The organism is Azotobacter chroococcum (assembly GCF_004339665.1).
GTDB classification, from domain to species: Bacteria; Pseudomonadota; Gammaproteobacteria; order Pseudomonadales; family Pseudomonadaceae; genus Azotobacter; species Azotobacter chroococcum.
The window spans coordinates 47,268-72,099 of the sequence record NZ_SMMU01000010.1 but is presented as its reverse complement, the minus strand read 5'-3'; the positions used below and the strand labels follow the sequence as shown (position 1 = coordinate 72,099).

The 24,832-nt window shown below is 67.3% G+C and carries 18 protein-coding genes; 15 read left to right on the top strand and 3 right to left on the bottom strand.

All coding sequences use genetic code 11. The annotated features are described in order from the left end of the window. Position 1 precedes the first annotated feature (1 nt). From msrA to aceE, 3 genes are all read right to left on the bottom strand, one after another. Complete coding sequence (gene msrA, locus EV691_RS10805; protein WP_131296782.1) at positions 2–652, bottom strand: peptide-methionine (S)-S-oxide reductase MsrA; 651 nt, start codon at positions 650–652, stop codon at positions 2–4. Between the two features lie 127 nt (positions 653–779). Further along, positions 780–2,411, bottom strand: a complete 1,632-nt coding sequence (gene aceF / locus EV691_RS10800) for a dihydrolipoyllysine-residue acetyltransferase (protein ID WP_131296784.1) — start codon at positions 2,409–2,411, stop codon at positions 780–782. A gap of 11 nt (positions 2,412–2,422) precedes the next feature. After that, positions 2,423–5,071: a pyruvate dehydrogenase (acetyl-transferring), homodimeric type gene (gene aceE, locus EV691_RS10795; protein ID WP_131296786.1), complete on the bottom strand. Its 2,649-nt coding sequence runs from the start codon at positions 5,069–5,071 to the stop codon at positions 2,423–2,425. Between the two features lie 230 nt (positions 5,072–5,301). On the opposite strand from aceE, the gene glnE reads away from it, so the two are divergent. The 15 genes from glnE to EV691_RS10720 all read left to right on the top strand — a co-directional run bounded on the left by glnE (position 5,302) and on the right by EV691_RS10720 (position 24,802). Beyond that, entirely contained in the window at positions 5,302–8,244 is a 2,943-nt protein-coding gene (gene glnE / locus EV691_RS10790; RefSeq protein WP_131296788.1) for a bifunctional [glutamate--ammonia ligase]-adenylyl-L-tyrosine phosphorylase/[glutamate--ammonia-ligase] adenylyltransferase, read from the top strand. Between the two features lie 101 nt (positions 8,245–8,345). Continuing rightward, positions 8,346–9,269 carry a branched-chain amino acid transaminase gene (locus EV691_RS10785; RefSeq protein ID WP_039801907.1) on the top strand — a complete coding sequence of 308 codons (924 nt, stop codon included), beginning with the start codon at positions 8,346–8,348 and terminating at the stop codon, positions 9,267–9,269. Positions 9,270–9,433: 164 nt separating this feature from the next. Beyond that, positions 9,434–10,483: a lipopolysaccharide heptosyltransferase II gene (waaF, locus tag EV691_RS10780; protein ID WP_131296790.1), complete on the top strand. Its 1,050-nt coding sequence runs from the start codon at positions 9,434–9,436 to the stop codon at positions 10,481–10,483. Next, positions 10,484–11,545 (top strand): lipopolysaccharide heptosyltransferase I, encoded by a 1,062-nt coding sequence (gene waaC, locus EV691_RS10775; RefSeq protein WP_131296792.1) that lies wholly within the window; start codon positions 10,484–10,486, stop codon positions 11,543–11,545. It begins immediately after the preceding gene. Positions 11,546–11,615: 70 nt separating this feature from the next. Continuing rightward, a complete protein-coding gene (locus EV691_RS10770; protein WP_131296794.1) occupies positions 11,616–12,740 on the top strand; it encodes a glycosyltransferase family 4 protein in 1,125 nt (374 codons plus the stop codon). Positions 12,741–12,831: 91 nt separating this feature from the next. Next, positions 12,832–13,647 (top strand): lipopolysaccharide core heptose(I) kinase RfaP, encoded by an 816-nt coding sequence (gene rfaP, locus EV691_RS10765; RefSeq protein WP_131296796.1) that lies wholly within the window; start codon positions 12,832–12,834, stop codon positions 13,645–13,647. Further along, positions 13,644–14,381 (top strand): lipopolysaccharide kinase InaA family protein, encoded by a 738-nt coding sequence (locus EV691_RS10760; protein WP_131296798.1) that lies wholly within the window; start codon positions 13,644–13,646, stop codon positions 14,379–14,381. The genes rfaP and EV691_RS10760 overlap by 4 nt, the downstream gene beginning before the upstream one ends. 76 nt (positions 14,382–14,457) lie before the next feature. Next, positions 14,458–15,915, top strand: coding sequence for a lipopolysaccharide kinase InaA family protein (locus EV691_RS10755; protein WP_131296799.1), 1,458 nt, complete (start codon positions 14,458–14,460; stop codon positions 15,913–15,915). A gap of 14 nt (positions 15,916–15,929) precedes the next feature. Then, positions 15,930–17,684: a carbamoyltransferase family protein gene (locus tag EV691_RS10750; RefSeq protein ID WP_131296801.1), complete on the top strand. Its 1,755-nt coding sequence runs from the start codon at positions 15,930–15,932 to the stop codon at positions 17,682–17,684. Further along, positions 17,671–18,798 (top strand): glycosyltransferase, encoded by a 1,128-nt coding sequence (locus EV691_RS10745; RefSeq protein WP_131296803.1) that lies wholly within the window; start codon positions 17,671–17,673, stop codon positions 18,796–18,798. The genes EV691_RS10750 and EV691_RS10745 overlap by 14 nt, the downstream gene beginning before the upstream one ends. Before the next feature lie 4 nt (positions 18,799–18,802). Beyond that, positions 18,803–20,077 carry a polysialyltransferase family glycosyltransferase gene (locus EV691_RS10740; protein ID WP_131296805.1) on the top strand — a complete coding sequence of 425 codons (1,275 nt, stop codon included), beginning with the start codon at positions 18,803–18,805 and terminating at the stop codon, positions 20,075–20,077. A 100-nt stretch (positions 20,078–20,177) separates the two neighbouring features. Next, positions 20,178–20,834: a glycosyltransferase family 25 protein gene (locus tag EV691_RS10735; RefSeq protein WP_131296807.1), complete on the top strand. Its 657-nt coding sequence runs from the start codon at positions 20,178–20,180 to the stop codon at positions 20,832–20,834. A gap of 482 nt (positions 20,835–21,316) precedes the next feature. After that, on the top strand, positions 21,317–22,300 hold the full coding sequence (locus EV691_RS10730) for a glycosyltransferase family 8 protein (RefSeq protein WP_131296809.1): 984 nt from the start codon (positions 21,317–21,319) through the stop codon (positions 22,298–22,300). Between the two features lie 74 nt (positions 22,301–22,374). Continuing rightward, complete coding sequence (gene galE, locus EV691_RS10725; RefSeq protein ID WP_242672457.1) at positions 22,375–23,397, top strand: UDP-glucose 4-epimerase GalE; 1,023 nt, start codon at positions 22,375–22,377, stop codon at positions 23,395–23,397. Positions 23,398–23,563: 166 nt separating this feature from the next. Further along, the gene (locus tag EV691_RS10720) at positions 23,564–24,802 is read left to right on the top strand and encodes an O-antigen ligase family protein (protein ID WP_131296811.1); all 1,239 of its coding nucleotides are present in this window, start codon (positions 23,564–23,566) and stop codon (positions 24,800–24,802) included. Positions 24,803–24,832 lie beyond the last annotated feature (30 nt).

Genomic DNA, 24,832 nt, shown 5'->3' with positions numbered 1-24,832 from the left:
TTCAGGCCGGCGGCAGGCAGACGCCGGTGCCACCCAGCCCGCAGTAGCCGCCGGGGTTCTTTGCCAGGTACTGCTGGTGATAGTCCTCGGCGTAGTAGAACGGCGGGGCGTCGGCGATCTCCGTGGTGACCGGGCCGTAGCCGGCCTTCGCCAGCTCTGCCTGGAAGCGCTCGCGGCTGGCCTCGGCGGCGGCGCGCTGGGCGGCGTCGAAGCAGTAGATCGCCGAGCGGTATTGGGTGCCGATGTCGCCGCCCTGGCGCATGCCCTGGGTCGGATTGTGGATTTCCCAGAAGGTCTTCAGCAGCGTCCGGTAATCGGTTTCCTGCGGATTGAACACCACCAGCACCACCTCGGTGTGCCCGGTCAGGCCGGAGCAGACCTCCTCGTAGGTCGGATTCGGCGTGAAGCCGCCGGCATAGCCGACCGCCGTGCTCCACACCCCCGGCTGCTGCCAGAAGCGCCGCTCGGCGCCCCAGAAGCAGCCGAGGCCGAACAGCGCCTGCTGCAGCCCGGCCGGGAAGGGCGGCGTCAGGGGATGGCCGTTGACGTGGTGGGCCGCCGGCACCGGCATGGCTTCGGCGCGTCCGGGCAGCGCCTGGGCGGGATCGGGCAGGGCCAGCTGGTGGGCGAGAATCTGCGAGCGCAGCACCATGGGGTTCTCCTTGGAGTTCGACGAGGCTTCGCCGACTATCCTAGCGCGGAAATAAAAAAGCCCCGCCACAAGGGCGGGGCTGAAGATTAAAGAGCGTGCCGGGTTCGGCTCGCTCTTTAAGGGAAGCTCACAGCAGCATCGAGCGGATATCCGCCAGCACGTCGCCGAGACGCTTGGTGAAGCGTGCCGCGGCGGCGCCGTTGATCACCCGGTGGTCGTAGGACAGCGACAGCGGCAGCATCAGGCGCGGCTGGAAGGCCTTGCCGTCCCATACCGGCTGCATGCTGGCCTTGGACACGCCGAGGATCGCCACTTCCGGTGCGTTGACGATCGGCGTGAAGCCGGTGCCGCCGATGTGGCCGAGGCTGGAGATGGTGAAGCAGGCGCCCTGCATGGCGTCGGCGCCGAGCTTCTTGGTGCGCGCCTTCTCCGCCAGTTCGGCGGCCTCGGCGGCCAGCTGCAGCAGGCTCTTCTGGTCGACGTTGCGGATCACCGGGACCAGCAGGCCGTCCGGGGTGTCCACGGCGAAGCCGATGTGCACGTACTTCTTGCGGATCACCGCCTGGCCGCCCGGGGCCAGGGAGCTGTTGAACTCCGGCAGCTCCCTGAGCAGGTAGGCGCAGGCCTTGAGCAGCAGCGGCAGCACGGTCAGCTTGACCCCGGCCTTCTCGGCGACGGCCTTCTGCGCGACGCGGAAGGCTTCCAGATCGGTGATGTCGGCCGAGTCGAACTGGGTCACGTGCGGCACGTTCAGCCAGCTGCGGTGCAGGTTGGCGGCGCCGATCTGCATCAGGCGGCTCATCGCCACCTCTTCCACCTCGCCGTACTTGGCGAAGTCGACCGGCGGAATCGGCGGGATGCCGGCGCCGCCGGTGGCACCGGCAGCCGGCGCCTCCTTGGCCTTCTGCATCATCGCCTTGACGTAGACCTGCACGTCCTCCTTGAGGACGCGACCGCGCGGGCCGGTGGCGTTCACCGCCGCCAGCTCGACGCCGAACTCGCGGGCCAGCTGGCGCACGGCCGGACCGGCATGCACCTTGGCGCCGTTGCGGGTCGGCGCGCCGACCGGCGCCGCGGCCGGGGCAGCAGCGGCCGCCGGAGCGGCAGCTGCGACGGCCGGCTGGGCCGGGGCTGCCGCGGGGGCGGGCGCCGCGGCGGCCGGAGCCGGAGCCGCTGCAGCGCCGGCGGCGCGCAGGACCAGGATCAGGTCGCCGGTGCCGACTTCGTCGTTCAGCGCGATGGAGACGCTCTCCACCAGGCCGGCGGCCGGGGAGGGGATCTCCATGCTGGCCTTGTCCGATTCCAGCACGATCAGCGACTGCTCGGCCTGGACCTCGTCGCCGGCCTTGACCAGCAGCTCGATGACCTTCGCCTTGCCGGACGAGCCGATGTCGGGAACCCGGATCTCCTGGCTGACGGCGGCAGCCGGAGCCGCCGGCGCGGGGGCGGCCGGGGCCGCGGCAGCCGGGGCCGGGGCTTCGGCAGCGGGGGTCGGCTCGGCGGGTGCGGCAGCCGGTGCGGCGGCACCGGCGGCGGCTTCCAGCTCGATGATCGCGTCGCCTTCCTTGAGCTTGTCGCCCAGCTTGACGCTCACGCTCTTGACCTTGCCGGCCCTGGGGCTGGGAACTTCCATGCTGGCCTTGGCGGACTCCAGCACCACCAGCCCCTGCTCGACCTCGATGAGGTCGCCGACCTTGACCAGCAGCTCGATGACTTCCCCATCGCCGCCGATATCGGGTACGCGGATGATTTCGCTCACGATGGTTCTCCTCAGCAGTCCAGGGGGTTGCGCTTGTCGGGGTCGATGCCGAACTTGACGATGGCCTCGGCGACCACCTTGGGTTCGATGTCGCCGCGATCGGCCAGCGCTTCCAGTGCGGCCAGCACCACCCAGTAGCGGTCCACTTCGAAGAAGTGACGCAGCTTCTTGCGGCTGTCGCTGCGGCCGAAGCCGTCGGTGCCGAGCACCTTGTATTCCTTGCTCGGGACCCACTGGCGGATCTGGTCGGCGAACAGCTTCATGTAGTCGCTGGAGGCCACCACCGGACCCTTGCGGCCGGTCAGGCACTGCTCGACGTAGCTCTGCTCCGGCTTCTGACCCGGGTGCAGGCGGTTGCGGCGCTCCACGGCCAGGCCGTCACGGCGCAGCTCGTTGAAGCTGGTCACGCTCCATACGTCGGCGGCGATGTTGTAGTCCTCGCGGAGGATCTTCGCCGCTTCGCGCACTTCGCGCAGGATGGTGCCGCAGCCGAGCAGCTGGACATGGTGCGCGGCGTCGCGCTTGTCCTCTTCCAGCAGGTACATGCCCTTGACGATGCCTTCCTCGACGCCTTCCGGCATGGCCGGCTGGGTGTAGGCCTCGTTCATCGCGGTGATGTAGTAGAAGACGTTCTGCTGCTCTTCGGTCATCTGGCGAATGCCGTCGCGGATGATCACCGCCATCTCGTAGGCATAGGTCGGATCGTAGGTGCGGCAGTTGGGAATGGTCGAGGCCATGATGTGGCTGTGACCGTCCTCGTGCTGCAGGCCTTCGCCGTTGAGCGTGGTGCGGCCGGCGGTACCGCCGATCAGGAAGCCGCGCGCCTGGCTGTCGCCGGCCGCCCAGGCCAGATCGCCGATGCGCTGGAAGCCGAACATCGAGTAGAACACGTAGAACGGCAGCATCGGCTGGTTGTGGTTGCTGTAGGCGGTCGCCGCGGCGATCCAGCTGGACATGGCGCCGGCCTCGTTGATGCCTTCCTCGAGGATCTGGCCCTTCTTGTCCTCGCGGTAGAACATCACCTGATCCTTGTCCACCGGCTCGTAGAGCTGGCCGACCGAGGAGTAGATGCCGAGCTGGCGGAACATGCCTTCCATGCCGAAGGTGCGTGCCTCGTCGGGGATGATCGGCACGATGCGCGAGCCCAGCTCCTTGTCCTTGACCAGCTGCGCGAGGATCCGCACGAAGGCCATGGTGGTGGAGATTTCGCGGTCGCCGGTGCCGTCGAGGATCGCCTTGAGGGTGTCCAGCGGCGGGGTCGGGATGCTGATGCTCTTGCTGCGGCGCTGCGGGACGAAGCCGCCCAGGGCCTCGCGGCGGCTGCGCAGGTATTTCATCTCCGGGCTGTTCTCGTCCGGCCGGTAGAACGGCAGGGTTTCCAGCTCCTCGTCCTTGAGCGGGATGTCGAACTTGTCGCGGAAGAGCTTGAGGCTCTCCACATCCATCTTCTTGACGTTGTGGGCGATGTTCTTCGCCTCGCCGGCTCCGGTGCCGTAGCCCTTGATGGTCTTGGCGAGGATCACGCTCGGCTGGCCCTTGTGGTTGACCGCCTGGTGATAGGCGGCATAGACCTTGTAGGGGTCGTGGCCGCCGCGATTGAGTTTCCAGATGTCCTCGTCGGACATCTCCTTGACCATCTCCAGCAGCTCGGGACGGGCGCCGAAGAAGTGTTCGCGGACGAAGGCGCCGTCTTTGGCCTTGTAGTTCTGGTAGTCGCCGTCGACCACCTCGTCCATGCGCTGCTGCAGCAGGCCGGCATGGTCCTTGGCGAACAGCGGGTCCCAGAAGCGGCCCCAGACCACCTTGTTGACGTTCCACTGGGCGCCACGGAACACGCCTTCGAGTTCCTGGATGATCTTGCCGTTACCGCGCACCGGGCCGTCGAGGCGCTGCAGGTTGCAGTTGATGACGAAGATCAGGTTGTCCAGCTTCTCGCGGCCGGCCAGGGCGATGGCGCCGAGGGATTCCGGCTCGTCGCACTCGCCGTCGCCCATGAAGCACCAGACTTTCTGCTTGCCGGGGGTGATGAAGCCGCGGTCTTCCAGGTACTTCATGAAGCGCGCCTGGTAGATCGCCTGGATCGGACCCAGGCCCATGGAGACGGTGGGGAACTGCCAGAAGTCCGGCATCAGGTGCGGGTGCGGGTAGGAGGACAGGCCGTTGCCGTCGACTTCCTGCCGGTAGTTCTGCAGCTGATCTTCGCTGAGGCGGCCTTCGAGGAAGGCGCGGGCGTAGACGCCGGGGGAGGCGTGGCCCTGGAAGTAGATCAGATCGCCGCCGTGTTCCGCGGTGGGCGCCTGAAAGAAATAGTTGAAACCGATATCGTAGAGGGTGGCGCTGGAGGCGAAGCTGGAGATGTGGCCACCCAGGTCCGGGTCCTTCTTGTTCGCCCGCATGACAGTGGCCAGCGCGTTCCAGCGTACCAGGGAGCGGATGCGGCGTTCCATGAACAGGTCGCCGGGCATGGGCGCTTCGTGGGTCAGCGGAATGGTGTTGCGGTAGGGCGTGGTGATCGCATAGGGCAGTTGGGTGCCCGTACGGGTGGCCAGCTCACCCATCCGGGTCAGCAGATAGTGGGCGCGGTTTTCGCCTTCGTGATCGAGGACGGATTCGAGAGCGTCCAGCCACTCCTGGGTTTCGATGGGGTCAAGGTCTTGCATGTCTTGCTCCATAGCGGAAGGCTTCCTTGAGTCGGGAGCCTGGATGCGCGGCCGGCCTTATGGGCGGCGGCGGGATTGTTGTTAGTGGTCGGCGGGTGATCCGACTGTCTTGTAGTTTTACTACAAAACAATGGCGCTTTCAGCCCCCTCCCAAGGATTTTTGTAAAATTACCCCGCGGGCCGGGACTCGAGCCGCTTGCGGACAGGCCCGGTCGAGACAGGAAACAAGCATGAGCCTACCTACGCTAGTCGCCCTTCCCCCTTCGCTGGAAACCCTGGCCGACCGCGCCCTGGCGGCGTTCGAGCCGGCCGCCGGTGCGCTCGGCGACGGCCCGGCGACGCCTTTTGCCGAGTGGCCGCCGGCGCGGCGCGCGGCCTTCGCGCGGGTCTGCGCGAACAGCGAGTTCGTCGCCGGGCAGGCGCTGCGCGATCCGGCGATGCTCCTGCAACTGGCCGACGGCGGCACCCTCGAGCGCTCCCTGGCGCCGGACGAGCTGCGCGGGCAGCTCGCCGCGCTGCTTGCCGAGTGCGGAGACGAGGAGGAGCTGGGCCGGCGGCTGCGGCGCTTCCGCAACCGCCAGCAGCTGCGCATCGTCTGGCGCGACATCAGCCGCCAGGCGGATCTGATCGAGACCTGCCGCGACCTCTCCGAGCTCGCCGACGCCTGCATCGACCTGGCCTGTCAGTGGCTGCACGTGCGGCTCTGCGCGCAGTTCGGCACGCCGCTCGGGCGCCGCTCCCGGCTGCCGCAGCAGCTGGTGGTGCTCGGCATGGGCAAACTGGGCGCCGGCGAGCTGAACCTGTCCTCGGACATCGACCTGATCTTCGCCTACCCCGAGGGCGGCGAGACGGAAGGAGAGCGGCGCAGCCTGGACAACCAGGAGTTCTTCGTCCGTCTCGGCCAGAAGCTGATCAAGGCGCTGGATGCCATCACCGTGGACGGCCAGGCCTTCCGCGTCGACATGCGCCTGCGCCCCTACGGCTCCAGCGGACCGCTGGTCTACAGCTTCAACGCCATGGAGCAGTACTACCAGGATCAGGGACGCGACTGGGAGCGCTACGCGATGATCAAGGCGCGAGTGGTCGGCGGCGACCGCGAGGCCGGGCGCCAGTTGCTGGAGATGCTGCGGCCGTTCGTCTACCGGCGTTACCTGGACTTCTCCGCCATCGAGGCGCTGCGCGACATGAAGCAACTGATCCGCCAGGAAGTGCGCCGCAAGGGCATGGCGGACAACGTCAAGCTGGGCGCCGGCGGCATCCGCGAGGTGGAGTTCGTCGCCCAGGTGTTCCAGCTGATCCATGGCGGCCGCGACCGCAGCCTGCAGCAGCGGCCGCTGCTGAAGGTGCTGGCGACCCTCCAGGGACAGGGCTACCTGCCGCCGGCGGTGGTGGCCGAGCTGCGCGAGGGCTACGAGTTCCTGCGCTATACCGAGCACGCCCTGCAGGCCATCGCCGACCGCCAGACGCAGATGCTCCCCGACAACGAGCTCGACCGGGCGCGGGTCGCCTGCATGCTCGGCTGCGCCGACTGGGAGGCGTTCCTCGAGCGGCTAGCGCACTGGCGCGAGCGGGTCGACTGGCACTTCCGCCAGGTGATCGCCGCGCCCGGCGAGGACGAGGCGCCCGAGGAGCGGCCGGTCGACACCCAGTGGCTGCCGTTGTGGGAGAGCGCCGGGGACGAGGCGTCGGCCTGCCGGCAGTTGTCCGAGGCCGGCTTCGCCGATCCGCAACAGGTCTGCCAGCGCCTCGCGGCGCTGCGCGGCGGCACTCAGGTGCGCAGCATGCAGCGCCTCGGCCGCGAGCGCCTCGATGCCTTCATCCCGCAGCTGCTGGCCCTGGCGGTGGAGCAGGATGACCCCGATCTGGTGCTGGAGCGGGTGCTGCCGCTGGTCGAGGCGGTGGCGCGGCGCTCCGCCTATCTGGTGCTGCTCACCGAAAACCCCGGCGCCCTGCAGCGCCTGCTCGCCCTCTGCGCCGCCAGCCCGTGGGTCGCCGAGCAGATCACCCGCTTCCCGCTGCTGCTCGACCAACTGCTCAACGAGGAGCGCCTGTACAGCCCGCCGCAGGAGGCAGAGCTGGCGGCCGAGCTGAACGCGCTGCTCTTGCGCATTCCCGAGGACGACCTGGAGCAGCAGATGGAGGCGCTGCGCCACTTCAAGCTGGCCCACCGGTTGCGCGTCGCCGCCTCGGAGATCGCCGGCACCCTGCCCTTGATGAAGGTCAGCGACTACCTGACCTGGCTGGCCGAGGCGATCCTCGACCAGGTGCTCACGCTCGCCTGGCGGCAGATGGTCGCCCGCCATGGCAACCCCAGGCGCTGCGACGGCAGCCCTTGCGACCTGGATTTCATCATCGTCGGCTACGGCAAGGTCGGCGGCATCGAACTGGGCCACGGCTCGGACCTGGACCTGGTGTTCATCCACGACGGCGACCCGCAGGCCGAGACCGACGGCGCCAAGCCGATCGACGGCGCGCAGTTCTTCACCCGCCTGGGCCAGCGCATCGTCCACCTGCTCACCGCGCAGACGCCGTCCGGGCAGCTCTACGAGGTGGACATGCGCCTGCGCCCGAGCGGCAACGCAGGGCTTCTGGTCAGTTCGCTCGGCGCCTTCCAGCGCTACCAGGAGCATGAGGCCTGGACCTGGGAGCATCAGGCGCTGGTGCGCGCCCGGGTGCTGGTCGGCAGCCCGCGGCTGGCCGCCGCCTTCGCGCAGGTGCGCGCCCAGGTGCTGGCCCGTCCGCGCGAGCTGGACAACCTGCGCCGCGAGGTCGGCGAGATGCGCGCGAAGATGCGCGCCAACCTCGGCACCTCGAGCACGGCCGCCGGCACGGCGGAAAACGCCTTCGAGGCGGTGGTCCCCTTCAATCTCAAGCAGGATGCCGGCGGTATCGTCGATATCGAATTTATGGTGCAATATGCGGCCCTCGCCTGGTCGCACCAGCATCCCGAGCTGTTGCGCTACACCGACAACATCCGGATTCTGGACGGCCTCGCGCAGGCCGGCCTGCTGCCCTGCGACGAGGTTCGCCTGCTGCAGGAGGCCTACAAGGCCTATCGCGCCGCCGCCCACCGACTGGCCCTGCAGAAGCAGCCGGGCGTGGTGGGCGGCGATCAGTTCCAGGACGAACGTCGAGCGGTGATGCGGATCTGGCGGGAGCTGGGATTGAGCTGAGCGGGGCGCCTGCGGGGGCCTGCCGAATATAGGGGTGGCGCGGGGCGCCGCCCGGTCTGGTGTGTATTACGTAGCGTATTCTCTTGAGGAGCAGGCTAATTATGTCGATGGCCGACCGTGATGGTGTGATCTGGTACGACGGCGAACTGGTGCAGTGGCGCGACGCGACCACCCATGTGCTGACCCACAGCCTGCACTACGGGATGGGCGTGTTCGAGGGCGTGCGTGCCTACAACACCCCGCAGGGCACGGCGATCTTCCGTCTGCAGGCGCACACCGACCGCCTGTTCGACTCGGCGCACATCATGGGCATGAAGATTCCCTTCACCAGGGACGAGATCAACGAGGCGACCCGCGCCGCAGTGCGCGAGAACAAGCTGGACAGCGCCTACATCCGCCCGCTGGCCTTCTACGGCTCGGAAGGCATGGGCCTGCGCGCCAGCGGTCTGAAGGTCCGCGTCATCGTCGCCGCCTGGCACTGGGGCGCCTACATGGGCGAGGACGCGCTGGAGCAGGGCATCAAGATCCGCACCAGTTCCTTCACCCGCCATCACGTGAACATCACCATGACCCGCGCCAAGTCCAGCGGCGCCTACGTCAACTCCATGCTGGCCCTGCAGGAGGCGATCTCCGGCGGCGCCGACGAGGCCCTGCTGCTCGATCCGGAAGGCTACGTGGCCGAGGGTTCGGGGGAGAACATCTTCATCGTCAAGGACGGCGTGATCTACACCCCCGAAGTCACCGCCTGCCTGAACGGCATTACCCGCAACACGGTGCTGACCCTGGCCCGCGAGATGGGCGTCGAGATCGTCGAGAAGCGCATCACCCGCGACGAGGTGTACATCGCCGACGAGGCCTTCTTCACCGGCACCGCCGCCGAAGTCACGCCGATCCGCGAAGTGGACGGCCGGCAGATCGGCATCGGCCGCCGCGGCCCACTCACCGAGAAGCTGCAGCGCGCCTACTTCGATCTGGTCACCGGCAAGACCGATGCCCATCCCGAGTGGCGTACCCTGGTCAAGTAACCGGCGGCAGGCTGCAGGCGTAGGGTGGGTTGGGTCGAAGACCCTAACCCACCATCCGGCCCAGGGGGCCGGCCAATGAGTAGTTCTGCGGACATCGACGGTGGGTTACGCCGCTGTCGCGGCTAACCCACCCTACGGATCTTTCCGCTTCTGGCTTCCAGTTTATGAATATCCTGATCATCGGTCCCAGCTGGGTCGGCGACATGGTGATGGCGCAGACCCTGTTCGTCTGCCTGAAGCAGCGCCATCCCGACTGCGAAATCGACGTGTTGGCGCCTGAGTGGAGCCGGCCGATCCTCGAACGCATGCCCGAGGTGCGCCGCGCGCTGAGCTTTCCGTTCGGCCATGGTGTGCTCGACCTCGCCGGCCGCCGCCGCATCGGCAAGTCCCTGGCCGGGCAGTACGACCAGGCGATCCTGTTGCCCAACTCGCTGAAGTCGGCGCTGGTGCCGTTCTTCGCCGGCATCCCCGAGCGCACCGGCTGGCGCGGCGAGATGCGTTACGTCCTGCTCAACGACATCCGCCGGCTGGACAAGGCGCGCTACCCGCTGATGATCGAGCGCTTCATGGCGCTCGCCTTCGAGCCCGGTGCCGAACTGCCGCAACCCTATCCACGGCCGGCCCTGCGCATCGAGCCGCAGAGCCGTGCGGCGGCGTTGCAGAAGTTCGGCCTGAGGCTCGGCCGGCCGCTGCTGGCGCTCTGTCCCGGCGCCGAGTTCGGCGAGGCCAAGCGCTGGCCGGCCGAGCACTACGCCGCCGTGGCCGAGGCCAAGCTGCGCGCCGGCTGGCAGGTCTGGCTGTTCGGCTCGAAGAACGACCATCCGGTCGGCGAGGCGATCCGCGCCGCCCTGGCGCCTTCGCTGCGCGAGGCGACGGCCAATCTGGCCGGGGAAACCAGCCTGGCCGAGGCGCTCGACCTGTTGTCCTGCGCCGATGCCGTGGTGTCCAACGACTCGGGGCTGATGCACGTGGCCGCCGCATTGGGCCGTCCGCTGGTGGCGGTGTACGGCTCCACCTCGCCGCAGTTCACCCCGCCCCTGGCCGAGCAGGTGGAAATCGTCCGCCTGGGCCTGGACTGCAGTCCCTGCTTCGAGCGCACCTGCCGCTTCGGCCACTACAACTGCCTGCGCGAGCTGGCACCGCAAGGGGTGCTGGACGCCCTGCAGCACCTCGCCGGCGATCCTCTGCCCGACCCGCAGCCGCAGGAGCACTGAGTGCGCGTACTGCTGATCAAGACTTCCTCGCTGGGCGACGTCATCCATACCCTGCCGGCGCTGACCGACGCGGCGCGGGCGCTGCCCGGCATTCGCTTCGACTGGGTGGTGGAGGAGGGCTTCGCCGAGATTCCCGCCTGGCACCCGGCAGTGGAGCGGGTGATCCCGGTGGCCATCCGCCGCTGGCGCCGCAGCCTCTGGCAGGCGACGACCCGCGGCGAGTGGCGGCGCTTCCGGCAGAGCCTGGGGGACGACTACGATCTGGTGATCGACGCCCAGGGCCTCCTGAAAAGCGCCTGGCTGACCCGCTTCGGCGGCGCGCCGGTGGCCGGGCTGGATCGCCGCTCGGCGCGCGAGCCGCTGGCCAGTCTCTTCTATGGGCGCCGCCATCCTGTGCCCTGGGGCCAGCACGCGGTGGAGCGGGTGCGCCAGCTGTTCGCCCAGGCGCTGGGCTATGCCCTGCCGGCGACGGTCGGCGACTACGGCCTGGACCGCAAGCGGCTGGCTGCACCGGCGGCCGCGCCCTACCTGCTGTTCCTGCATGGCACCACCTGGGACAGCAAGCACTGGCCGGAAAGCTACTGGCGCGAGCTGGCCGAGCGCATGGCCGGCGAGGGCTGGGCGGTGCGCCTGCCCTGGGGCAGCGCGGCGGAGCAGGCGCGTGCCGAGCGTATCGCCGAGGGGCTGACGGCGGTCGAGGTGCTGCCCAGGACCAACCTTGCCGGCATCGCCGGGATTCTCGCCGGGGCCAGCGCCTGCGTGGCGGTGGACACCGGCCTCGGCCACCTGGCGGCGGCGCTGGACGTGCCGACCGTCTCCCTCTACGGCCCGACCGACCCGCGCCTGACCGGCGCCTATGGCCGTCACCAGCGCCATCTGACCAGCGACTATCCGGCCTGCGTGCCCTGCCTGCAGAAGACCTGCGGCTATCGGCCGACCGAGGAGGACCGCCGCCGGCTGGATCTGAGTCGCGAGCAGCCGGTGTGCTTCAGCCGCCTCGCCCCGCCGCGGGTGGCCGGCGAGCTGCAGGCGCTGCTGAACGAGGCGGCGTGCCGATGCTGATCGTGCCGGCCCTTGCCGTCGCGCCGGCGCGCCCGGCGCCGATCCATGCTTTTGCCGACAGGACCTCCTGATGCAGCTGGCCTTCATCCTCTACAAGTACTTTCCCTTCGGCGGGCTGCAGCGCGATTTCATGCGCATCGCCCTGGAGTGCCAGCGGCGCGGGCACGCCATCCGCGTCTACAGCATGTTCTGGGAGGGCGAGATTCCGCCCGGCTTCGAGGTGCTGATCGCGCCGGTCAAGGCGCTGTTCAACCATGCCCGCAACGAGCGCTTCACCGCCTGGGTGCAGGCCGATCTGGCGCGCCGCCCGGTGGACCGGGTGATCGGCTTCAACAAGATGCCCGGACTGGATGTCTACTACGCCGCCGATCCCTGCTACGAAGACAAGGCGCAGACCCTGCGCAACCCGCTCTATCGCCTGTGGGGGCGCTACCGGCATTTCGCCGACTACGAGCGCGCGGTGTTCGCGCCGCAGTCGAAGACGCAGATCCTGATGATCTCCGAGGTGCAGCAGCCGCTGTTCGTCAAGCACTACGGCACCCCGGCGGAGCGCTTCCACCTGTTGCCGCCGGGGATCTCCGCCGACCGCCGCGCGCCGGCCAACGCCGGCGAGATCCGCGCCGACTTCCGCCGCGAGTTCGCCCTGGCCGACGACGATCTGCTGCTGGTGCAGATCGGCTCCGGCTTCAAGACCAAGGGTCTGGACCGCAGCCTCAAGGCGCTCGCCGCGCTGCCCGCCGCGCTGAAGCAGCGCACCCGGCTGATCGCCATCGGTCAGGACGACCCGCGGCCCTTCCAGTTGCAGGTCAAGGCGCTCGGCCTGTCGGAGAGGGTCGAGATCCTCAGCGGGCGCAGCGACATTCCGCGCTTTCTGCTCGGCGCCGACCTGCTGATCCATCCGGCCTACAACGAGAACACCGGCACCGTGCTGCTCGAGGCGCTGGTCGCCGGGCTGCCGGTGCTGGTCACCGACGTCTGTGGCTATGCTCACTACATCGCCGAGGCCGGTTGCGGACAGGTGCTGCCCAGCCCGTTCGACCAGGAGCGCCTGAACCGGACGCTCGCCGATCTGCTCGAAGCCGACGACCGCCGCGCGCTCTGCCGGCGCAACGGCCTGGCCTACGCCGAAACCGCCGACCTCTATTCCATGCCGCAGCGGGCCGCCGACCTGATCCTGGCGGAGCAGGGCGAGTGAACGCCTCGCCGGGTGCAGGCGCCCGCGTGCCTGCGATATCGTGGTTCGCAGCAGATCGCCAGCACGCTGGCTCCTACAGGGATGTATGTCCATGCAGTTGATTCTCTCCGAACCCTTCAAGTCCCTCTGGGCCGGGCGCGATGCCTTCGCCGAGGTCGAGCGCCTGCAGGGCCAGGTCTACCGCGAGCTGGAGGCTCGCCGCACCCTGCGCGTCGAGGTGGCCGGGTGCGGCTACTTCGTCAAGATCCACCGCGGCATCGGCTGGGCCGAGATCCTCAAGAACCTGCTGACCGCCAGGGCACCGGTGCTCGGCGCCGCCCAGGAGTGGCGGGCGCTCAGGCGTCTGACCGAGGCGGGGGTGCCGACCATGACGCCGGTGGCCTTCGGCGAGCGCGGCGGCAACCCGGCGCGCCAGCACTCCTTCCTGATCACCGAGGAACTGGCGCCGACCGTCAGCCTCGAGGATTTCTGCCTCGACTGGCCGAGCCGGCCGCCGGCGCCGCGCCTGAAGCGCGCGCTGATCGCCGAGGTGGCGCGACTGACCGCCGGCATGCACGGTGCCGGGGTCAATCACCGCGACTGCTATATCTGCCATTTCCTGCTGCACACCGACCGGCCGGTGGAGGCCAACAGCCTCAGGCTGTCGCTGATCGACCTGCACCGCGCGCAGACTCGCGCGCGCACGCCGCGGCGCTGGCGCGACAAGGACCTGGCCGCGCTGTATTTCTCGGCGCTGGACATCGGCCTGACCCGCCGTGACAAGCTGCGCTTCCTGCGCGGCTACTTCTGCCAGCCGCTGCGCCAGATACTGCGCGAGGAGGCTCGTCTGCTCGCCCGCCTGGAGGCCCAGGCCGGGCGCCTGCTGGCGCGCTTCCAGCGCAAGGCGGCGGAGGGCAATCCGCTATGAGCGCCTGGCAGCTGTCCCCTGATCTGGACTCCGCGGCGGCACGGGCCTTCGCCAGCCTGGCGGCGGTGTTCGCCCTGGACGGCGAGCGGGTTTCCCGGGATCCGCTGTCCGACGTGATCCGCGTCGAGATCGCCGGCGAGCGCTACTACGTCAAGCGCTACCGCTCGGCGGGCAAGGGCCTGCGCCGCTATCTGGGGCGGCCGCGGGTCAAGGCCGAATGGCAGAACCTCAGGCGCTTCGCCAAGTGGGGCATCCCGACCGCCTCCCTGGCCGCCTGGGGGCTGGAGCGCAGCGGCGGGGCCTTCCTGTGCGGCGCGCTGATCACCCGCGAGCTGCCCGGCACCAAGGATCTGGCCCGGCTGGCCAGGGACGACGACCCGCGCCTGGGCGACCCGTGCTGGGTGGACGGCGTCAGCCGCCAGCTGGCCCGGGCGACCCGGACCATGCACGACCATCACTTCGTCCACAACGACCTGAAGTGGCGCAACCTGCTGGTCGACGGCGAGGGCCGGCTGTTCTTCATCGACTGCCCGGTAGGCGGCTTCTGGTGGGGCCAGTGGCTGCGCTGGCGGATCGTCAAGGACCTCGCCTGCCTGGACAAGGTGGCCAAGTACAAGCTGTCGCGCACCCAGCGCCTGCGTTTCTATCTGCAGTACCGTCGGCGCAGCCGGCTGAACGCCAGCGACAAGGTGCGTATCCGGCAGATCCTCAAGTATTTCGAGGGGCGCGAATGAGCGCCTGCGTCGCCATCGCGTCGCCCATCAGACATGGACGGCTGTCGAGGCGACAGCACGAGAAGGAGTGTCGCGCATGAATCTGCGCCAGTTGAAGAGGGCCGGCCGCCAGCCGGAGCTGCCGCTGCTCGTCGAGCTGGCCGATGCCGCCGGGCCGGCCAGCCTGCGTCTGGACAGCCTGCTGCGCGTGCTGCCGGGGCAGCGCTACGTCGGCCGCGGCGAGTGGCGCGGGCAGCGGGTGCTGGCCAAGCTCTTGGTCGGCGACAAGGCGGCACGGCATTTCCAGCGCGAGCTGAAGGGTGTGCACCTGCTCGCCGGTCAGCAGCAGACCACCCCGCGGCTGCTGGCCGACGGTCTGATCGAGGGCGAAGGCGGCTGGCTGCTGTTCGACTATCTGGATGGTGCGCAAAGCCTGGCCGATGCCTGGCAGCGCGTCGAGCACGAGCCGCTGCTGTCGGACGGCCAGCAGGCGGTGCTCGGCGAGGCCTTGGCCGCGATCGCCGGTCTGCACGCCAGGGGACTGTGGCAGGCCGACATGCACCTGGACAACCTGCTGCGCCACGCGGGGCAGCTGCATGTGGTCGACGGCGGCGCGGTGCACGCGGAGACGCCCGGCCAGCCGCTGTCCCGCGAGCGGGTGCTGGAGAACCTCGGCGCCTTCTTCGCCCAGTTCCCGGTCGAGCTCGAGCAGTTCCTCGAGGAACTGCTGGTGCACTACCTGCTGGCCAACGGCGAGCACGCCCTGCCGCTGGAGGCGCTGCTCAAGGAGGTGGCCCGGGTACGCCGCTGGCGGCTGCGTGACTTTCTCGCCAAGGTCGGCCGCGACTGTACGCTGTTCAGCGTGCGGCACGGGCCCATGGGGCTGCGTGCGCAGCGACGCGACAGCGAGGCGTTGTTGCGTCCGCTTCTGGCCGCCCCCGATGCGCTCATCGATCAGGGGCATATCTACAAGACCGGCGGGGCTGCCACCGTGGCGCGGGTCGAGCTGTGCGGCCGGACCCTGGTCGTCAAGCGCTACAACATCAAGGGTTTCGCCCACTGGCTCAAGCGCTTCTGGCGCCCCAGTCGCGGCTGGCACAGCTGGGTCGCAGGCAATCGCCTGGCCTTTCTCGGCATTCCCACACCGCGCCCGCTGGCGGTGCTGGAGCGGCGTTTCTGCGGCCTGCGCGGGCGCGCCTACCTGATTACCGAATACTGCGACGGGCAGGATATACTCGCGCGTTTTCAGCCGCATCTGGACGGCGCTCCGCCGGAAGAGGAGCTGCTGGCGCTGGAGCGGCTGTTCGCCGCCCTGCTGCGCGAGCGCATCAGCCATGGCGACCTGAAGGGTAACAACCTGCTCTGGCAGGACGGCCACTGGCTGCTGATCGACCTGGATGCGCTGGAGCAGCATCACGGCGCCGCCCGCTTCGAGCGCGCCTTCGCCGAGGACCGCGCGCGCTTCCTGCGCAACTGGCCGGCCGACTCGGCGCTGCACCGGCTGCTCGACCAACGCTTACCGCGGGCAGCGGATGCCCGCACCACCGAAGAGTAAAGAGGCTAGACCCTGTGGCACTGACGATTCTCGGCCTTTCCGGCGCCCTCAGTCACGATCCTTCCGCCGCCCTGTACATCGACGGCAAGCTGGTCGCGGCCGCCGAAGAAGAGCGCTTCGTGCGCGACAAGCACGCGAAGAACCGCATGCCCTACGAGTCGGCCAAATTCTGCCTCGAGCAGGCCGGGGTCAAGCCTTCCGACGTCGACGTGGTGGCCATCCCCTTTGCGCCGATCAGCCTGTTCGACAAGGCCCGCTGGCACTACGCCAGGCGCTACTGGTACGCCCCGGACCGGGCGCTGGACGCCATCCTGATGGGCAACCGCCGCTACAAGCGCTACCGCACGCGCATCCAGTGGTGCCTGCAGCAGCTCGGCTTCGATCTGAAGAAGGTCCGGATCGAGGCGGTCGAGCACCACCTGGCCCACGCCTCCAGCGCCTACCACTGCGCGGGCTTCCAGGAAAAGACCGCGATCCTCGGCATCGACGGCAAGGGCGAGTACGCCACCACCTTCTTCGGCTGGGGCGAGAACGGCCAGATCCACAAGATCAAGGAGTTCTACGACCCGGATTCGCTCGGCGGCCTGTACGGCGCGATCACCGAGTACCTCGGTTTCGAGATGCTCGACGGCGAGTTCAAGGTGATGGGCATGGCGCCCTACGGCGACGCTGCCCGCTACGACTTCTCGCGGCTGGCCAAATTCGAGAACGGCGAGCTGACCATCAACACCGACTACGCCAACGTCATCGGCTTCCGCCGCTACAAGGACAAGGGCAAGGGCTACTACTTCTCGCCCAAACTGATCGAGTGGCTGGGGCCCAGGCGCGAGGGCGACGTCGCCGACGAACCCTACATCCACTATGCCGCCAGCATGCAGGCGCTGTTCGAGAAGCTGGCGCTGCAGATGATGGACTACTACCTCGGCGACATCATCCGCGAGACCGGGCGGATCGCCTTCTCCGGCGGCTGCGCGCTGAACGTCAAGCTGAACCAGAAGATCATCGCCCGCCCGGAGGTCAAGGAGCTGTTCGTCCAGCCGGCCTCCGGCGATGCCGGCACCGCGGTCGGCGCCGCGGCCTATGTCTCGTACCAGCGCGGTGTGCCGGTGGAGAAGATGGAGCACGTCTACCTCGGCCCGTCCTACAGCAATGAGGACGTCATCGCCGCCTGCGCCAGGCACCCGCAGAAGCCGGTCTGGAAACAGATCGACAACGTCGAGCGGCGCATCGCCAGGATCATGGTCGACGGCCATCCGGTGGCCTGGTTCCAGGGCCGCATGGAGTTCGGCCCGCGCGCCCTCGGCGGGCGCTCGATCATCGGCTGCCCGAGCGTGCCGGGCGTCGCCGACCGGATCAACGAGCAGATCAAGTTCCGCGAGCGCTGGCGGCCGTTCTGCCCGTCGATGCTCGACACCGTGGCGCCGCAGATGCTCAAGGTCGATCACCCGTCGCCGTTCATGACCTTCACCTTCGAGGTCAACGAGGCGTGGAAGGACCGCGTGCCGGAAGTCGTCCACGAGGACGGCACCTCCCGCGCCCAGGTGCTCGAGCGCCGCTTCAACCCGCGCTGGTACGACCTGATGAAGGAGCTGGAAAGCCTCACCGGCAACGGCGTGTCGCTGAACACTTCGCTGAACCGCCGCGGCGAACCGATGATCTGCTCGCCGACCGATGCGCTGAACATGTTCTACGGCTCGGACCTGCGCTACCTGATCATGCAGGACATCCTGGTGGTCAAGGACGGGATGGACTGGTATGACGCGGTCTGAAGGGCCTCGGGTGCTGCAGTTCTGCCACGGCTACGACGGTCCCTTCCTCGACTGCGCCCGGCAGTACGCGCAGCTGTTCGCCGGCACGCCGTACCAGGTCACCACCGTCTACCTGACCGGTGAGCCCAGCATCGAGGCGGAGCAGGGCAGCGCCTCCGACGAGGTGATCTTCCTCGGCTATGACAGCCAGGAGGTGCGCGGCCTCAAGCTCGCCGCCATCCGCGCGCTGAAGCGCATCCTGCACGGGCGCGATTTCCGCCTGTGCATCGCCCACCGCTTCAAGCCGGCCTACGTCGCCCTGTTGGCCAGCGACCTGCCGGTGATCGCCGTGCACCATGCCTTCGACGACTACCGGCGGCTGTCGCGGCGGCTGTTCGCCGCCTGCTTTCGCCGGCGCCTGAGCCTGCTCGGCGTATCGGATGCGGTGCGCGACGACATGCGCGCCTGCCTGCCGGGCTGGCCGGCCGGGCGCATCGAGACCCTCTACAACCGCATCGATGTGCAGGCCCTCAAGGCCACTCAGGTGGATCGCCAGGCGGCCCGCCAGGCGCTCGGGCTGCCGGCGGATGCCTGGATCGTCGGCAATGTCGGCCGGCTGCACCCGGACAAGGACCAGGCCACCCTGCTGCGCGGCTTCGCCGAGGCGCTGCCGCAGCTGCCCGCGGGCAGCCTGCTGGCGATCCTCGGCAGCGGCCGGCTCGAGGCCGAGCTGAAGGCCCTGGCCGGCAGCCTGGGCATCGCCGGGCAGGTGCGCTTTCTCGGCCAGATTCCCGAGGCCCGGCGCTACTTCCGGGCCTTCGACGTCTTCGCCCTGAGCTCCGACCACGAACCCTTCGGCATGGTGCTGCTGGAGGCGATGGCCGCCGGCGTGCCGCTGATCGCCACCGACTGCGGCGGCGGCCGGGAGGTGGTCGAGGGTGTCGGCACGCTGTTTCCGCTGGGCGATGCTGCGGCACTGGCCGCAGGGCTGGTGCGCCTCGCCGGCCTCGACGAGGCCGCCCGCGCCGCCTGCGCGCAGGCCATGGAGCGACGGCTGCAGGAGCGCTTCTCCGACCAGGCGGTGGCCCGGCGCTTCTGGGCACTGCCGATGACCGCCCCCTTCGTGCTGGATTGATCTTATGGCCGAACCCATTCGCATCGATCCGCCGGCCGAAGGCGCCTGGGCGCGCAAGGCCCGCATGCTGGATCGCTATCGCTGGCGGGTGCTGCGCGAGCGCCATGCCTGGCCGGGTGCTGCGCTGCGTTTCGGCCGCGAGGCGCTGCTCGACCTGATATTCGGCATACGGGCGCATCTTGGCCTGTCGAAAGCCAGCCGTGAAAGCGAGTCCTGCGATTTCCTGCTGTTGCAGGGCGCGCCCAAGGTGATTCCGCTGCAGCGCAAGAAGCACCTGATCGCGGCCTTGCGCGGTGCCGGCCATCACCTGGCCGAGATCGCCCAGGAAGATCCACAGGCGGTCATCGCCGGGCACCTGCTGGCGCGCCCGCCGCAGCCGGTGCCGCTGCGCTATTTCGGCTACGCCGCCTACGCCGAGTGGCTGCTCGAGCGCTACGACCCCCGCCTGCTGATCAACGACCGCAACGGCAGCCTGTGCAGCCCCTTCCTGCGCCTGTCGCTCAACCGTCGCGGCCGTCCGCTGGTGCACCTGGCCCACGCCACCACCCTGGAAAGCTCGCGGCGCCTGGGCATGACCGACTACGACTACTACTTCCTGTTCGGCCAGAGTTCGCTGGACGCGCTGCGCGAGCGGCCCCTGCGCTTCGGCGACACCCGGGCGGTGCTGTCCGGCTCGCACATGGTCGATCGCGCCTACGACCTGCCGCCGGCCGGGGTGGCGCTGCGCACCCTGCTGATCCTCGGGGTCGGCCCCGACAAGGAAAAGGAGGACGGCTACCGGCGCACCTATGCGCTGCTGCGGGACTGGGCCGCGGACAATCCGCACTATCGGGTGCTGGTCAAGGCCCATCCGCGCAGCCAGGTGCCATTCTGGCAGGAGGCAGCCGGCCATCACGCCCACATCGAGGTTCTGCCGGCCGGCTGCAGCCTGGCCGAAGCCCTCGGTCGGGCCAGCCTGGTGGTCAACATCATGTCCAACGCGGTGGTCGAGGCGGCGCTGGCGCGGCGGCCGGTCATCTATGTCAATGCCGGCGACGACCGGGATATCTTCGCCCAGGAGCGCTTCTTCGGCGTCCGGATCGACTCCCTTGCGGTATTGACGGAGCGTGTCGCCTGGATCGAAGAGCATTATCCTCCCTGCCTCGAAAAGGCACGGGAATTCGCCGAATATCACCTGACCCATGGGGTGCGTGGTCTGGAGCAGACTACCGAGCTGCTTGGCCGTCTTCTGCGCGGGGAGGCGGTCCCGGGGCAGCCACTCGGCGGCTCCGTTTCATGACCGGGTTTTACCGGACTTAATCGAGGATCACACAGTGAGCTGGCCGTTTGATTTTGCCTGCGTCATCAATCTGGATAGCAGGCCGGACCGTTGGGCTCGCATGGAGGCGACTTTACGTGACATGGGCGTGCAGGCCGAGCGGTTCTCCGCGGTTTCCCTGCACAATCTGGAGAGCGACCAGCCATCTGTGGCCTTGCGGGAGTTCCTGCTGCGCGTCGATGGCGAAAGCTCCGGATTCGAGCGCAAGCTGCTGGGAACCTGGGCCTGCATGCGCAGCCATCTCGGCGTGATCGCCCGGGCCAGGGACAACGGCTGGCCGGCGGTGCTGATCATGGAGGACGACTGCGAGTTCGAGCCCTATGCCCTGGCCGTGCTCAAGCGGGTGGAGGCCCAACTGCAGGGCCGGGAATGGGACATGCTGTATCTGGGCGGCACCTTCAAGAAGGGCGGTGTCAGGAAGCGGGTCGCCGCGAATCTGTTTTCGGCGACGCGCGTGCGCCTGACCCATGCCTACATGGTCAAGGCGGAGCTCTACGAGCGGATTCTCGCCGAGGCGCCCCTGTCGGGGCTGCCGCTCGACTGGTACTACTCTGAGGTGCTGCTGCCGGAGGTCCGGGGGCTCATGGTGAAGCCCACGCTGGCGCGTCAGCGGCTCATGGATCCGAGCGACATCGAGCAGGTGGTTCGCAAACCCAGGTTCAAGTCCCGACAGTTTCTGGAGCATCTGCTGGCCAGGATTCGTTATGGCATACTCTGAAAGATAAAGAACTGCTCTTGTATCTGTCCTATCTGCGGATTGTTAGTATGCGCAGGTTGTGGTGCTTCATGTAGGAGCGGTTGCGGGCGAGTCTGGCTCCGCTCGAGAGAGGGATGGGATTCAGTCTCCATCACTTCCGGGCAGCGGTGGCTTCTTGCTCGGGGTTGCTGGCCTGGTGGTGGGGATTATGTGTGCCGCGCAGCGGATGGCGGGATGCTGGCCGGATGTCGGTACTGAGCGCTTGCAGGATGTGGCGTACGGAATGCAGGCGTGAGGGCTGTTCCATCGTGTCTGAAAAGAATCGATACCTTTCCATGCTCTGTCAGGGAGCTTCCCGGCAGAAGCTCACCGGGGCAACAGTATTCTATATATGAAACAATTTCCCGTGATCCGGCAAATCGGCGCAGGGCTGCGACCCGGCCCTGCGGCCATTGAAGGTATCCCGTCCGGGTCGTTTGAGTGAATCAGAGGTACGGGAAGTCATGTCCGACACCGCCACGAAAAATATAAATGCTCTTCATGTCGCTTTTGGTGTGGACGAGAACTATCTCCATCCAATGGGCGTCACCATTACCTCGATCATCGAGAACAATCTTGCACTGGACTTGGTTTTCCATGTGTTTATCTCTGCGATTTCGTCAGTCAGCCGTGCTCGGGTCGAGCAATTGGAGGGCCTTTTCAGCAAACCTGTACATTTGCATATTGTCGATGAACTGGTGGATGTCAAGGATCCGGGGGCCGGCAAGGGACAGGCCTATATTTCAAAGGCCGCCTATCTCCGGCTTCTGATTCCCGAGGCGCTCAAGGATGTCTCGGACAGGGTGCTGTATCTCGATGCCGATATTCTATGCGTTGGCGATATTTCCGGACTGTTGCGGCTGGATATCGGCGACACGATTGCCGCCGTGATTCGCGATGCCGGTTCCGAGTCCAAGCGAGTTGGGTTGATTCGGAAAGGGCAGGTACTGACCGATTATTTCAACTCCGGCGTTTTGTATATCAATATCCCCCGATGGATAACGGAGAGGGTGTCCGAGAGAGCGCTGGAGAAGATAGCCGACCCAGCCCTGAATCTCCGCTATTCCGACCAGGATGCTCTCAATATCGTGCTCGATGGAAAGGTGCAGTTCATCGACAGGGTCTGGAACCATCAGTATGGCCTGACCGGCAAGCTGAGAAAAGGCAAGATCGGGATGGACGTTCCGCCGAGTACGAAGTTCGTGCACTTCATCGGCCCGATGAAGCCCTGGCGTAGCTGGAATCCCCATCAGTCGAAAGAGCTGTTTCTCAAGTATCAGGCCCTCTCGCCATGGGCCGGGGAATGCCTGGGCGACGGCTTCACGCCCAGGGAAATCTACGTTTATTCGCGCTTCATGTACCGGCTCATGTTCCAGCAGGGGCGCTGGCTGAGGGGGCTGATCTGGTATGGCAGGTTCCTGCACAAGAAGTATATGGTGGGCTACTAGAGCTGCTGCATCGGAAGCTGGCTCGGTTGGAGGTTTTGGCTGTTATCTCTTCGTTTGTGAAGGGCAGGTCGAACTTGGCGGATAAAATCTTGGTAACCGGCGGTGCCGGCTATATCGGCTCGCATGCAGTGCTGGCCTTGCTGGAGGCCGGTTTCGAGGTTGTCGTGCTGGACAACCTGTGCAACAGCTCGGCCGAGTCCCTGGTCCGGGTGGCCGGCATCTGTGGCAGGGCACCTGTATTCATCGAGGGGGATATTCACGATGCCCGCTTGCTGGATGGCTTGTTCGCCGCTCACGAGATAACTGCCGTGCTGCATTTTGCCGGACTCAAGGCCGTCGGGGAAAGCGTGCGCAAACCGCTGGAATACTACGAAAACAACGTGGTTGGCAGCGTGCGGCTGTGCCAGGCCATGAGCCGCGCCGGTGTCTTTCGTCTGGTGTTCAGCTCCTCCGCGACCGTCTATGGGGAGCCGGCCGAAATGCCGCTTTCCGAAGACAGCCCGACCGGCTCGCCGACCAATCCCTATGGCCGTTCGAAGCTGATGGTCGAGGAGATTCTGCGCGATCTGGCGGCTTCCGATCCGCGCTGGAGCATTGCCGTGCTGCGCTACTTCAATCCGGTAGGGGCGCACCATAGCGGCAAGATCGGCGAGGATCCCCGCGGTATTCCCAACAATCTATTGCCCTATATCGGCCAGGTTGCCATCGGCAAGCTCAAGGAACTGGCCGTGTTCGGGGGGGATTATCCGACTCAGGACGGAACGGGAGTGCGCGACTATATCCATGTGGTCGACCTGGCAGGCGGACACTTGAAGGCGTTGCAGGCGATCGCTTGCCAAGCCGGCTGGAGGGCTTGGAATCTCGGTGCTGGCAAGGGCTACAGCGTGCTGGATATGATCCAGGCTTTCGAACAGGCCAGTGGTTGCGTCATCCCCTATCGCATCGTTGCGCGTCGGCCGGGAGATATCCCGGTGTGCTGGGCCGATCCCGCTAGGGCGGAGCGGGAGTTGGGCTGGAAGGCGCAAAGAGGGCTCGCCGACATGATGGCCGACACCTGGCGTTGGCAATCGATGAATCCGCAAGGCTATGCGCGTTAGTGACTGCTATGTAAAGGGCTGATAGAAGTCACCGCCGCAATACCCCTGTCATGGGATGATACGTCCGTACCCTCTCATGGGGCATGCCCCGCATTGACTGATGTCGGTGCGGGGCGTAGTTCCTCTGTGGTCGAATGATTTCGAAAGATGATCGAATGGAGTCGCTGTGATTTCTACTCAACGCCTGTCCGCGTTGTCGCGGTTTGCCCAGGTCTGGCCCTATTTGCTGGGGGCCGGCCTTTTCGTGCAACTGACCGGCCTAGTGTTCAATAACGATGGCAGCCGTTACGCCACCCAGACCTATCTGTTGCTGTTCGTGCCCGCACTGTTTCTCCTGCTGGCCCGGCGCTTCTCCCCGGATACCTGGCGCCAGTGGCCGGCGCGCATCCTGCTGGCCCTGTCCGCTTGGGTGCTGCTCAGCGGCTGGTTGAATCCCGGTGCGGCGGAGGATCCCGGTCACTGGTTCAAGATCGTCGGGCTGATGCTGATTTACGTGTTCGCCGTGGCCAGCCTGGCCAAGCGGCCGCGCCTCCTGTGCGGCCTGCTGGTCGCCGCCGTGGCCGTTGCCGCGCTCTTCGCCTGGCTGACGCTCTATTACCAGTTCGGCGTGCTGGACAAGCCGCTGGATTACCAGCAAATACGTTTCACCGGCCGTCTGAGCGAACTGGGCTGGAAGGGCTTCGCGGATCTGGATCACCCGATCGTCGCCGGCCTGTACTACGGAGTCTTCGCCGTGCTGGCGACCGGACTCGTGGTCGGTCTCCCGCTGCGTGCCTGGCAGGCCGCCCTGCTGGCCCTGGGCATGCTGGGGCTGCTCGCCTATATCCTGCTCACCTTCTCCCGCGGCGCCTGGTTTGCCACGGCGGCCGGCGGCCTCGTCATGCTCTTGCTGTTTCCCAATGCCAGGTCGAAGGCCCTGCTGGGCGGCGGGGCTCTGCTGCTGCTGGTCGCCCTGTTCGTCTTCTGGCCGGAAATCCAGCATGAGCGGCAGGTGGGCTTGAGCAACCGCGAGCTGATCTGGGATGCCTGGGGTCAGCGTTTCTCCGAATTCTGGCTGATGGGCGCAGGGGCCGGGGCGGACTTCAACTTCAGTTTTCCGCCGCCCGCCACCTGGAGCGTCAAGCACGCCCACAGTCTCTACCTGCAGCTCTGGTACGAATACGGCATCGTCGGCATCCTGCTGTTCGTCGCCCTGCTCGCGAGTCTGCTGTGGAAGGGCTGGAAGTGCAGGGCGGAGCCTCTGGCCCGGTTGGGGATGGGGCTGATGGCGTTTGCCATGGTGGCGATGGTTTCGGATATCTATGCCATCTTCCACCGCCCCAGCCCCTATTGGGTGGTGTTCTGGTTCCCGGTCGGCATCCTGCTGGGGGTTCGGCGTCCGTCTTCCGCGGGCGAGACGGCCTGAGTCCCCGGGAGCCGAGCCATGTTCGCCGGC